Annotated in this window: 11 protein-coding genes; 9 read left to right on the top strand and 2 right to left on the bottom strand. The window is 55.2% G+C overall.

Annotated elements, in window-relative coordinates:
- The first annotated feature begins 378 nt into the window (after positions 1–378).
- From RE6C_RS09715 to fba, 3 genes are all read left to right on the top strand, one after another.
- Positions 379–1,131, top strand: coding sequence for a response regulator transcription factor (locus tag RE6C_RS09715; RefSeq protein WP_007326130.1), 753 nt, complete (start codon positions 379–381; stop codon positions 1,129–1,131).
- A 78-nt stretch (positions 1,132–1,209) separates the two neighbouring features.
- Positions 1,210–1,842: a superoxide dismutase gene (locus RE6C_RS09710; protein WP_008656101.1), complete on the top strand. Its 633-nt coding sequence runs from the start codon at positions 1,210–1,212 to the stop codon at positions 1,840–1,842.
- A gap of 147 nt (positions 1,843–1,989) precedes the next feature.
- On the top strand, positions 1,990–3,012 hold the full coding sequence (gene fba / locus RE6C_RS09705; RefSeq protein ID WP_007333980.1) for a class II fructose-bisphosphate aldolase: 1,023 nt from the start codon (positions 1,990–1,992) through the stop codon (positions 3,010–3,012).
- A gap of 855 nt (positions 3,013–3,867) precedes the next feature.
- On the opposite strand, the gene RE6C_RS09700 is transcribed toward fba, so the two are convergent.
- Both RE6C_RS09700 and RE6C_RS09695 read right to left on the bottom strand, forming a co-directional pair.
- A complete protein-coding gene (locus tag RE6C_RS09700; protein WP_201766875.1) occupies positions 3,868–4,269 on the bottom strand; it encodes an ImmA/IrrE family metallo-endopeptidase in 402 nt (133 codons plus the stop codon).
- Between the two features lie 170 nt (positions 4,270–4,439).
- Positions 4,440–4,805: a helix-turn-helix domain-containing protein gene (locus tag RE6C_RS09695; RefSeq protein ID WP_039961706.1), complete on the bottom strand. Its 366-nt coding sequence runs from the start codon at positions 4,803–4,805 to the stop codon at positions 4,440–4,442.
- A gap of 138 nt (positions 4,806–4,943) precedes the next feature.
- Here RE6C_RS09695 and RE6C_RS09690 point away from each other — a divergent pair, with 138 nt between their 5' ends.
- From RE6C_RS09690 to RE6C_RS09665, 6 genes are all read left to right on the top strand, one after another.
- Positions 4,944–6,137 carry an HNH endonuclease gene (locus tag RE6C_RS09690; RefSeq protein ID WP_160167197.1) on the top strand — a complete coding sequence of 398 codons (1,194 nt, stop codon included), beginning with the start codon at positions 4,944–4,946 and terminating at the stop codon, positions 6,135–6,137.
- Complete coding sequence (locus RE6C_RS09685) at positions 6,134–7,390, top strand: nucleotidyltransferase domain-containing protein (protein ID WP_008656095.1); 1,257 nt, start codon at positions 6,134–6,136, stop codon at positions 7,388–7,390. The genes RE6C_RS09690 and RE6C_RS09685 overlap by 4 nt, the downstream gene beginning before the upstream one ends.
- A gap of 88 nt (positions 7,391–7,478) precedes the next feature.
- Positions 7,479–7,835 (top strand): type II CBASS E2 protein, encoded by a 357-nt coding sequence (locus RE6C_RS09680; RefSeq protein ID WP_052034940.1) that lies wholly within the window; start codon positions 7,479–7,481, stop codon positions 7,833–7,835.
- A gap of 37 nt (positions 7,836–7,872) precedes the next feature.
- Positions 7,873–8,991 carry a lipase family protein gene (locus RE6C_RS29460; protein ID WP_008656092.1) on the top strand — a complete coding sequence of 373 codons (1,119 nt, stop codon included), beginning with the start codon at positions 7,873–7,875 and terminating at the stop codon, positions 8,989–8,991.
- A gap of 82 nt (positions 8,992–9,073) precedes the next feature.
- The gene (locus RE6C_RS09670; protein ID WP_008656090.1) at positions 9,074–9,997 is read left to right on the top strand and encodes a hypothetical protein; all 924 of its coding nucleotides are present in this window, start codon (positions 9,074–9,076) and stop codon (positions 9,995–9,997) included.
- Between the two features lie 407 nt (positions 9,998–10,404).
- A complete protein-coding gene (locus tag RE6C_RS09665) occupies positions 10,405–10,767 on the top strand; it encodes a SpoIIAA family protein (RefSeq protein WP_008656088.1) in 363 nt (120 codons plus the stop codon).
- Positions 10,768–11,568 lie beyond the last annotated feature (801 nt).

Raw genomic sequence — 11,568 nt, 5'->3', positions numbered from 1 at the left:
GAGTGCGCTCCGTTTCCCATGCATCCCCCCTCCCTCTCGTACGCCTGAACGGCGTCGCTCGACTCCCCCAAAACTTCGTTTCGGGAGAGGTGCAGTGCGCGAAAGCAGCATAAATACCTGCATCAACCACCTGCACGACCACTCGTGATCAACGGGATCGCAGTGGGCGTCTTGGTTCGAACGTTTTTCCGTGTCACAATTCGATCGTCGCAATTCGCGGTGCCCAAACCGGTGGCGGCCCCCATTTGGAAGCCATCGTTTTCTCGTCCGTTGCAAGCATGACGTGAAAACCACCCCGCGAATGCTTGGCCGAATCGAATCCGTTTGGACGGATTCCCTGCACGCCCGCGAATGAATCATTCAGTCCCGAGGAGTCGGATGCGAGCTCATATTTTGGTGGTCGAAGACGAGCGGCACCTCGGTGTTGGCATCAAATACAACCTCGAGGCCGAAGACTATCGCGTTTCGTTGGTCGAAGACGGCCCCTCGGCATTGCAATTGATCGAGCATTCCGGCAGTTCGATCGACTTGATCGTGTTGGACCTAATGTTGCCGGGCATGAGCGGATACACCGTTTGCGAACAAATTCGCGAATCGGGCAACACGACACCCGTCCTGATGCTCTCCGCCCGAACGTTGTCCGAAGATCGCGCACGTGGATTCGACGTTGGTGCGAACCAGTACATGAGCAAGCCTTTTGATTTGTACGAGCTGATCAGCCGCGTCAAAAACTTGTTGCAAACTTCACCAGCCGGCACCGCACCCCGAGCGGCTCCGCCCGTCCCCGAAACGGTTGATTCGATCTCCTTCGGGCGAGTCGAAGCGGACTTTCGGACGCATCAAGTTTCAGTCGACGGCCAACCCATCAAGATGACGCCAAAAGAACTCCGTTTGCTGCGTTACTTCGTTGAGAACCCAGAACGAGTCATCAACCGATCCGAATTGCTGACGCAGGTGTGGGAGATGTCCGGGAATTTGCAAACCCGTGCGGTCGACCAATTCATCGCTCGGCTTCGCAAAGCCATCGAGCCATCGCCTGCCGAACCGGTTCATTTGTTGACCGTTCGCGACGCGGGATATCGCTTCGTGCTCGAACCGGAAACGTTGGAACCCGAGACATCGGCCAACTGACCCGCTCGCCCGTCTCTGGACGTCTTGGTACGCTATCGACGAAGACGAAGTCTCTATTTCCGCCACCCACAAACCCCTATGAGCACCATGGCTTTCACGCTGCCCGAATTGCCGTATGCCTACGACGCCCTCGAGCCGCACATTGACGCGCGGACGATGGAAATCCACCACTCCAAGCACCACAACGCATACGTGACCAAGACCAACGATGCGTTGGCTGGTACCGATCTGGCTTCCAAGTCGATCGAAGAAGTCATCTCCGACTTGTCCGCTGTTCCCGATGATAAACGCGGCGCAGTCCGCAACAACGGCGGTGGACACGCCAACCACTCGTTGTTCTGGACGGTCTTGGGTCCTGGCAAAGGTGGCTCGCCATCAGGCGATTTGGCCGCCGCCATCGACGAAGCTTGCGGTTCGTTCGACGCCTTCAAAGAACAATTCGCCAACGCTGCTGCGACTCGTTTCGGTAGCGGCTGGGCGTGGTTGTACGTCTCCGGTGGCAAGCTGCACGTTGGCAGCACCGCCAACCAAGACAGCCCACTGATGGGCGAAGCAATCGCTGGCATCAGCGGCACACCGATCTTGGGATTGGACGTTTGGGAACACGCTTACTACCTGAACTACCAAAACCGTCGCCCCGACTACATCTCCGCATTCTGGAGCGTGGTCGACTGGGACGCCGTTGCCACCCGCTTTGCGGCTGCCAAGTAACCGCTGAGCCGGCAACTCAATTGACTTACCTAACCGCTTGCCCGTTCACGGGCGAGCGGTTTTTTCATGCCCTTGCGAAATGGTCATTCAACGAGATAATTGCGAGCTTTCCCACTAAAAAACACGACTCCTCAGGAATTGAACGCCATGCCACTCGTCCCACTTCGCGTTGTCTTGGATCACGCCGCCGAAAACGATTACGGCGTTGCGGCGTTCAACGTCAACAACATGGAGCAGATCCAGGCGATCATGGAAGCTGCCGATGAAACCGATTCGCCGGTCATCATCCAAGCTTCGCGTGGCGCTCGTGCTTACACCCAAGACACCTACCTTCGTCACCTGATGGTCGCCGCGGCGGAACTGTACCCACAGATTCCAATCGTCATGCACCAAGACCACGGCAACAGCCCCGAGACCTGCTTGTCGGCCATCGAAAATGGCTTCACCAGCGTCATGATGGACGGCTCGCTCGAAGCTGACGGTCAAACCCCAGCCGACTACGACTACAACGTCAAAGTCACCGCCGAAGTCGTGAAGATGGCACACGCTCGCGGCGTCAGCGTCGAAGGCGAACTGGGTTGCCTGGGATCGCTCGAAGATGGTGGCGGCGAACAAGAAGACGGCCACGGTGCAGTCGGAACTCTGACCCACGATCAATTGTTGACCGATCCCGATGAAGCACAACGCTTCGTGGAAGAAACCGGCGTCGACGCGTTGGCCGTTGCGATCGGAACCAGCCACGGTGCCTACAAGTTCACCAGCAAGCCAACCGGTGAAGTCTTGGCCATGGATCGCATCGAAGCCATCCACGCCAAGATCCCAAACACTCACTTGGTCATGCACGGCAGCAGCAGCGTGCCACAAGAATTGCAAGACATCATCAACCAGTTCGGTGGTGAGATGAAGCAAACTTACGGCGTGCCAGTTGAAGAAATCCAACGTGGTATCAAGAGCGGTGTTCGTAAGATCAACGTCGACACCGACTGCCGCATGGCGATCACCGGAGCGATCCGCAAAGTCTTGACCGAAGACAAAGCCGCCTTCGACCCACGTGCATACTTGAAACCAGCCCGCGCCGCGATGAAGGACGTCTGCGTCGCTCGCATGACCGCCTTCGGCCAAGCCGGCAACGGTGCCAAGTTGCGTGCGACTCTCGGCGCCGCAGTCTGATCCGATTCGCGTTTCACCAACCTGAACGCGAACAAACGACACACAATTCGAAAGCCTGGAACGGACCCATCCGCTCCAGGCTTTTTTCATGCGCTCTTGGCCCGACCACAACGCCATTCACCAAGCTTGTTCAGAAGCGGAGCGATTTCACGTTCGCAAGAGTAGAACAATTGTCTCAATTGTTCCGTCTGGCAACTCAACCTCCCGAGCGGCTCCAAGCGTTTACCGAACTCGACATTCGCGCCGTGCTGTTCGACGATTCTGAAGCCGGCACGCAAACAGTTGAGGACAACTGATCTACTCTCTCGTCAAAGACGAGTGCAGCCACACAGCTTGGAATGAGGGTCGATGCAATGAGCCGTTTGGGCATTAGCCCCGGTTCCACCACAGAACCAAACCAAGCGCCCAAACAACTCAGTCAATCAACAGCCGGCGAGACATAGAAACCGCAAAAGCCCTTCACGCCGCAGTCACATTAAAAACTCCCTGCTCGCCCCCAAACGCGGTCGCACATCAGACAAGCTAAATCAAGCGACGCCCTTTCGGGTTCGAACCGCGATGGTGTCTTCCCATGCCCCGCAGGTGCGCTCCGCGACCAACGACTAACACCTGAAAACCCTCACGGGATAACGTGCGGACTTGTGGGCAATCAACAGCTCGCCAGTGATTCTTCACAGAACGCGAATTCAGTACTCCGGCGTCGGCCACCGGAGCTAATCACTAGGGGCCAACATTGATAAGAGCTGTTCCGCGGATCGATCGTTCAACTGCAGTCGCGATCTAAACCTTGCATGCAGGTTGTCGCCAAGATTCCTCTCCACCGAAGAAACTCGGACTGTTCTGTTTCGTAAAAGCCTAACGCAGTTTTGAGTTTGCCCGACTTCGGCGAGCGATATTGTTCGCGCCGGTGACGTTTAGCCGCATTCGCATCAGCACCTCACTGACGCCATAGTTGTCTGCCGCAACATCAATCGCGTCAGACGCGAATGCAATTTTGATGGCGGCAGGTTGGGGAACCAACAACGCGGGACCAAGCCATTTGGCCTCTTCCTCTGTTTCAAGATCACACTCGAAGATCGCGGTTGGAGGATGCAGGAGGATCGCATGTGCCAGTTCATGAGCAAGATTGGCTCGCTGTCGCGTCTTGGCATGAGATTGATTGTGGCAGATTATTCGAGTGCAGCCGTGAGTTCCCCCGAACAGAGTCACGGCCGAGAAATACTCGTGCCCTACGCCCGAAAGATAAGTGTATGCCATGGGTTCAACATCACGAATAGACCGAAGCGTGTGAACTGGGATCTCTAGGTGTTCGGCCAACTTCCAGGGGCAGATCGGTGAATGATCCGGCAATTTGAGCTCCTTTCGAAGCTCTAGTGCATGGCTTTCGGCTTCTGTTTTGAAGCCTCGCCTAAACCTGAACGCCATAGCTATTTCGCTTTCCTTGTTTTCGCGAACTGTTCGTAGAGCGCTTTCACAGTCGCTTCAATCGCCGCTTTTGCTTCTGGTGGTAGCCGTGGGTCTTTCCGAAACTGTGCGGTCACGTTGGCAAGAGCATCCGTGGTGACTGGTTTCTCGCCGTCGACAACCATGAAGCTATCCGCCGATTCACCCGACCAAGCCAACAACGAAACCAAGCTATCAACATCGGGCCGCTTCCCCTGGGCCATCCGCGTCAGCGTCGACGGGCTTACCCCCGACTCCTTCGCGATCTGTCGCCAAGTCACGTCTCGTTGAATGCGATGTCCATCCAGAACGGCGAAGAATCCTTCCGCGTCGAACATGCCTCTTGGCATATTTAGGTACCCAATTGTTTCCAGTGTTGCATTGCTAGCAATGTATCGCTAAAATTGCGAGAGTCGAACACACAGCCTACATTGCAACACTCGGCTTTGGTAGCCGAACTCGGAAAAACGTTTGTCACGGAGATGGCAGTGAGCATAGCAGAATCGGCGGAAAATACGTCCGAATTGATCAAAGTCGCCGATCGCCACATCAAAGATTCGGTCCGTTACTCGCTGTGGGGCCGAAGCGCTTGCCGGTGTCAATTCGATGGTTGCAACGAATTGGTTTGGAAGTCGAACCTTACCCAGGAAGACGTCAATCTCGCCGAAGCCGCCCATATCTACTCCTTCAATTCTGGCGGAGCACGGGGCAACGACGGAATCGATGCGGACAAGATCAACAGTGCCGACAACCTGCTGTTGGCATGTCGTCGGTGCCACAAAACGATCGACAACAATCCTATGGGAACTCGCTACAGCATCGAGTTGTTGCAGTCTTGGAAGCGAGAACATGAATCTCGAGTGGAACTCGTTACCGGGATTAAACCCAACAAAACCAGCCATGTGCTTTTGTACGGTGCCGCAATCGGCAACGTTGAGACTTCTGTCGACTTCCAAGAAGCAGCTTCGGCACTGTTTCCCCGTCGCTTTCCGGCGCGGCGGGAGCCGCTTGAGCTAGGCAATATCAATTTCGCCGAAAGAGATCACGAGCCAAATTTCTGGTCCGTTCACCGAGGTCATCTTGAGAAACGATTTCGGCAACGCGTTGCCGAGAGAATCGAAGACAAAGACATCGGTCACTTGTCCGTCTTTGCGATTGCCCCACAACCCTTGCTGATTTTGCTTGGGTCATTGTTGGTCGATCTCGTCGACGTGGATGTTTACCAGCGGCACCGAGAGCCATCACCGTCCTGGTCCTGGCCCGACGCGTCAAGCACTGTCGACTTTGTTGTTCGCCCCCCAGCGAAGCCAGACGCGAGCCGAACTCCCGCGCTGCTGCTCTCGCTTTCGGCCCCGATTGATTCCCAGCGCATCACATCAGTCATCGGTGATGATCTTGATCTATGGGAAGTCACCGTCAATCAACCTCACAACGACTTGATCAAGTCGCCCGCCGACCTATCAGCATTCCGAGCGACCGTTCGCCCATTGATTGACCAATTGAAAATGATCTACGGGCAGGCAACGCCACTTCATGTGTTCCCGGTCGCATCGGTCTCGTGCAACGTTGAGCTTGGACGAGTCCGCATGCCCAAAGCCCACCAGCCGTGGATCATCTACGACCATAACAATCGACTCGGTGGTTTTGTTCAAGCACTTCAGATTGGAGAAACTCACGTATGATTCTGCGACCTCAAGACACACTGAATTCGCTGCTAGTACAAGTTGCGAAATCACTGGACGTTCCCGAGGAACTCCACAAGGCCGCCGTGCTTGAATACGAGCAGCTTGCGTTTTTCCTGGAAGAACTTGACGAAGCCGCCGGCAGGCGATCTCCCGAAATCTATTCCCAGGGCTCCTTTGCGCTCGGCACCGCAACGCAGCCCGTCAAATCAGATGACGAATATGACGTCGACTTGGTCTACGAGCGAATGCTGAAAAAAGAAGGGAAGACGCAGCAGCAACTCAAGGACGAAGCCGGCGAAAATCTAACGGAATACGTCAAACACAGACGGCAGACCGGTCAAACCGTTCCAGAACTAAGCGAAGGGTCACGGTGTTGGTGCCTGAACTTCCCCGACCAATTTCACATGGACGTTTTGCCGGCGATCCCCGACGCGGAACAACGCGAGATCGTTGCAACTGATGCAGCCAAGCACATCTTGATCACCGACAAAAGTGTCCGCTGCTGGTTGCCGAGCAACCCGCGGCAGTTCGCTGACTGGTTTCGGTCCACGATGGAAGTTCGTCTTGAGGCAATCAAGAAAAGCATGGCCGAAGCCTCGCTCCGTCGCGACGGGTTGGTGGTCAATGATTGGCAAATCAAGCAAGCCGCCGAAAGCATCCCTGAGTACGAAATAAAGACTCCGCTGCAGCGGGCGATCCAGATCCTAAAACGCCATCGCGACTGTCGCTTTGATGGCGACCCCGAGAATCGACCTGCCTCGATCCTGATCACGACGCTTGCCGCCAAGGCGTACAGCAACGAAGCCAACCTGCTTGATGCATTGCTCAACCTCGTTCACCGGATGCCGGACCACATCGAAGAACGCGAAGTCAACGGCCAAAGCGTCGCCTGGGTCGAAAATCCGATCAATCCGTCGGAGAACTTTGCTGACCGGTGGCAAGCCGAAGACTACCCCGATCGTGAAAAGCACTTTCGAGTTTGGCTTGAGCAAGTTGGTATTGAGTTGGAGGAAGCGATCAAGGGCGGCGGAATTCATCGCGTCCTCGACCTTCTCGGGGCTTCCTTGGGCCGACAGGTTGTCGAGGCATCCGCGAAGTCACTCGGCTATGACGTCCAACGGGCATCGTCGTCCGGAAAACTTGCGGTGGCGTCTTCAACTGCAACACTCATCACCGGGACGGCACCGATACCGAACACGACCCCCGTTCGAGGACATACGTTTTATGGCGAATCTAAACGCAATAGGTAAACTCGGGGTCGTGACCCAGTGGGGTGCTCTGAGGCGTCAGTTTCCTGATGGAGTCGGCAATGTCAAACGGAACCAGCTTCGTTGGGACATGCAAATTCAACCGACACCGCTCAGTGATATTTACGACATCCGGTTGTCCTACTCGCTGGAGCGTTTTCCGAAGGTGTTTGTTCGATCTCCCAAACTCGTTCAGCCTGCTGACGATCCGATTCCCCATCGGTACGGCGATGATTCGTTGTGCCTCTATTTGCCGGGATCCGGTGAGTGGGACCGGCGAATGCTCTTGGCTGAAACGATCATCCCATGGGCGAGTGAATGGCTCTACTTCTATGAGCTGTGGCTTGGGACCGGCGAGTGGTGTGGTGGTGGTCATGGATCGCCTAAACCAAACGAGTCCGAAAGCGAACACACACGAAGCAAGTCGTGTCCTGCCTATCCAAGATGAAGTCTTTTTCTTCCGTTTTTAGCCGTCGAGTTTGGTCATGAACCTACTGACATCAAATGCTTGGCCCATCTTTGTCCTGTTTTCGATTGTCGGTTGCATCGGGTTCTATCGGCTGCTGAACGGCAAACCAGCCAAAAACTGGTTTGGCGCAGCGACCGCTCTTGGGTTATTGCTGCTGATCGCCGGAGCAATCGTTGCCAACTCAACGCCCGGTGGTATCGACGTGATCGACGACGATCCTTGGGACATTGATCCCACGCCGCCCGTCATCATTGACACCGAGGTGGAAAAGCTTCGGCATTGGTGGGACAGCGAAGGAACAGCCAACTGGCCGGCTTCGGAAGTCCTGGCGGAGATCAGCGAGGTTGCCTACGAGACGCCGGTTGATGCGGGTCAAACGCTACGGGGCTTGGGTTTCGATACGGTGAAAACGGTCGAGTCGAACACGATGCTTGGCTACGTGGCTATTCAGAACGATGTCGCCGTCATTGCATTTCGTGGTAGTGAGAACCAAGCCGGCGATTGGCTGACGAACATTTCGCGAGCACCGACGCGTCTCTCCGATGGCGACGTTCATTCCGGGTTTTGGTCGCGATACCAAACGCTGAAGCCGCAGATCGAGACCGCACTGCGAGGTCACGAGGTACAGTACCTGTGGGTGACTGGTCACAGCTTGGGCGGCGCTCTTGCCCTCTGTTGCGCACATGACTTTGACGCCGATGGTCGGCAAGTGGCCGGCGTAATGACGTTCGGGCAACCGATGATCGCTCGCCAGTCGCTCGCCGACCACATCGACGATCAACTATTCGGACGATATGCACGGTTCGTCAACAACGACGACTTCGTTGCACGGATTCCACCGAGTTATCGCCCATGCGGCCGTTTGGTTTGGTTCACGCCTGATGGATTGAAGCGATCGCCTCGAAGGCGTGTCGCGTTCGGAGCACCGGGCGCCAACGATGACACATCCGAAATTGCTGAAATTATTCCGGCGACAGACGCCGAACTACAGCGATGGTTGGCAGATAAACAACAGCCCACGCCGCAATACAACGAACGCGGCGAAATGCTATTGCAAGGCAGCTCACCGTACATCGCCGACCATTCGATGGTGTTCTACATCGAAAAGGTCTTGGGGCTATTGAAAAGACAATAACAAGATTGCGTGAGCTTGCTCCGGTTTCTCGCAATCAAGGCCCGACTCCAATTCTTTCATCTAGTTGATTAACAATAGCCCAATGACAAAGACAATCACGCCGACATCGCAGGCCGACATGGTCAATTTTTTGGAAACCGATTCGTCGTTTGCCTTTGAGATGCAGGTGCGAGAACTGTTTGCTGCGAAGCGACTTCGCTATCGCCATGGCGGAACGTACGATGATCCGATCGAGCGGAAGCCTCGGCAGTTCGACCTAACCGCAGACCTCAACCTTGCTGATGCGTACCTCACCGTCAGGCTTCGTATGGCGATCGAGTGCAAGTGTTTGAGTGAGTTTGCGCCCATGCTGGTCTACCGTTCCCCACGGTCAGCTTACGAAGCCGGGCACTGTGTCATTGCGAGGACATGCGGCGATCGAACCGCCGTCCATAATGCAATCCAGTATCAACAGCCGATGTCAATGCTATCCAATGAGACTGGTGCGTTTCCGAAGGCTTGCACGTTGGAACTGCAGCCGAGCCGCAGCATGTATTCGTCCGGTGAACCTGTTGGCAAGTCAGCCGAATGCATCACCAAGGACCGCAACGGCAATATCAAAGGCGGAGACAAGGAAATCTACCCACGTTGGACGCAGGCTCTGCAATCCGCCAGCGCGATGTTGCCCGACATCGTGAACGGGTACTCCGATAAAAAGCCCATCGTCATCAATTGGATCGCTCCAATCCTGGTCGTTCCGGATGACCGGCTATACGTCGTCGATTTCAATGACAGTGGTGCACAGACGCGAGCTCCAACGTCAGTGGATCGAACATCGTTTTTCGTCGACTACACACCATCCGGCGTTAAGATCGCTGGTCCCGAATTCCGATTCGGCCATTTGGAGATCATGACGTATTCGCATCTGAAATCCTTCGTTGACAGGGCAACACATGAGGACAAGCGTTTTTTCGTCGAAGACCACCTCAGCGAACATGAGTGTTTCAGTCAGCTTTCCCGCTTATAAGCATCAATGTTTTAGCAGCCAAACTCAGTGACGTGCACCTTGCCTGCACATGGGTTTACGCGTCTATTTGCGAGTGTTTTGAGGATGCCTTTGCTTACTCCGGTGTCCGACACCGGTGCGCAAACCTCTTTGCTTGGTGTACACCGTTTGACCTGCAAGAGCGAAACGCATTCGCTGGTGAAACGACTCAGACTGAGAACTCTGAAGATTGGCCAGAGGCGTTTTGCTTTTGTGTGACCAGACCTCAGAGGCATGCCGCTCGCAGGAAACTGCCCGGGTCGTGAAAACTCGCTCAATCCGATTGCAGTGCGAGTTTCTTGGTGCGGGCACCACCAGCCATTGGCGTTCCTTCGCTAAACTAATTTGGAACGTTTGACGTCCATTCATTCACACGCACGGAAACCGTCATGTCATACGAAATCACTGAGATTGCCGAGGGCAAAATCATTGAACTGGTTCTCTCTGGCAAATTGACCGGGGAAGCCTACGAGCAGTTTGTGCCGGTGGTGGAAGCACAAATCGAACGCTGGGGCAAAGTCCGGATGATGGTTGTGCTCACTGATTTTCATGGCTGGGACGCGGCCGCACTCTGGGCCGACACCAAGTTCGCAATGAAACACTTCAGCGACATCGAACGACTCGCACTCGTCGGCGAATCGAAGTGGGAAGCCGGCATGGCTACCTTCTGCAAACCGTTCACCAAAGCTGCCGTCAAATACTTTGATCATGCGAACATCGAAGATGCCCGGGCTTGGATCCAAGAGGCCTGAGTTGGCTGGCCACTCTTGGCCGACATCCGCGACTCGAACGGGCAAGAGTGCCTTTTTGTACCCCACATCTCGAAACACCAAAGATTAGTGTCCGATCAGATTGGATTAGTGTTCCACCAGAGCGGTCAAGGGAACACTAATCGCCGCTTATCAAACACTAATAATTTCTGGGCAAGGGATATTTGGCTTCAAACCGCTTGGATTCTCAACGCAAGTGGCTCCCAAAAGATGTGGGGTACAGAAAGGCAAGAGTGCCCATCCCACAGGTGCTAAAACGTCGTTGACGACTCAATCAACAAGCCGAGAAAGGATTCGGTGCAATCATGTGATTGCCGTTTGGCGTTGGGTAGGCCTTGCTCAAGTTTCATCCCGAAGGGATTGCAGACGGTAGCCGGTGGCTGGAACGCAGTGAACACCTCAGCATACATGCCCCCGGCAATCCGCGACCCTGGAAGGGTCAAATATTCTGCGACCCTTTCGAGGTCGAGGCGAGCCTTTCCTTTGCCGGGGTAAGCTGCTTCGCAGCAACCCCGGGCTACCATCTGACATCCCTACCGGGATGAAGAATGACTTCGCCCCAAGGGGCAGCCCTATGCCAGCCCAGGGCAACGCCCTGGGTTGTGGCGGGACCAAAAACGAACCCCAGGCGATGCCTGGGGCTATCTTAGAAATGCCCCATTGGGGCGTAGGACAGAACAACAAACAACGTCGCATTTTCCGTGTCACCGGAAAACGGTGCAGGCTTCTTCGGGGAGTGTGTGGGAACCGTGGCTAACGCCAAACGGCTGATAGGAGGCGGAC

Origin of the sequence: Rhodopirellula europaea 6C (assembly GCF_000338295.1) — a bacterium.
GTDB classification, from domain to species: Bacteria; Planctomycetota; Planctomycetia; order Pirellulales; family Pirellulaceae; genus Rhodopirellula; species Rhodopirellula europaea.
Note: the sequence above shows the minus strand (reverse complement) of the source record. Positions and strands in the feature narration are given on the sequence as shown.

Excerpts from the sequence above, each read along its gene's own strand:
- RE6C_RS09715 (WP_007326130.1), top strand. The coding sequence starts at position 379 with ATGCGAGCTCATATTTTGGTGGTCGAAGACGAGCGGCACCTCGGTGTT.
- fba (WP_007333980.1), top strand. The coding sequence starts at position 1,990 with ATGCCACTCGTCCCACTTCGCGTTGTCTTGGATCACGCCGCCGAAAAC.
- RE6C_RS09700 (WP_201766875.1), bottom strand. The coding sequence starts at position 4,269 with ATGGCATACACTTATCTTTCGGGCGTAGGGCACGAGTATTTCTCGGCC.
- RE6C_RS09665 (WP_008656088.1), top strand. The coding sequence starts at position 10,405 with ATGTCATACGAAATCACTGAGATTGCCGAGGGCAAAATCATTGAACTG.
- RE6C_RS09685 (WP_008656095.1), top strand. The coding sequence starts at position 6,134 with ATGATTCTGCGACCTCAAGACACACTGAATTCGCTGCTAGTACAAGTT.
- RE6C_RS09680 (WP_052034940.1), top strand. The coding sequence starts at position 7,479 with ATGCAAATTCAACCGACACCGCTCAGTGATATTTACGACATCCGGTTG.
- RE6C_RS09710 (WP_008656101.1), top strand. The coding sequence starts at position 1,210 with ATGAGCACCATGGCTTTCACGCTGCCCGAATTGCCGTATGCCTACGAC.
- RE6C_RS29460 (WP_008656092.1), top strand. The coding sequence starts at position 7,873 with ATGAACCTACTGACATCAAATGCTTGGCCCATCTTTGTCCTGTTTTCG.
- RE6C_RS09695 (WP_039961706.1), bottom strand. The coding sequence starts at position 4,805 with ATGCCAAGAGGCATGTTCGACGCGGAAGGATTCTTCGCCGTTCTGGAT.
- RE6C_RS09670 (WP_008656090.1), top strand. The coding sequence starts at position 9,074 with ATGACAAAGACAATCACGCCGACATCGCAGGCCGACATGGTCAATTTT.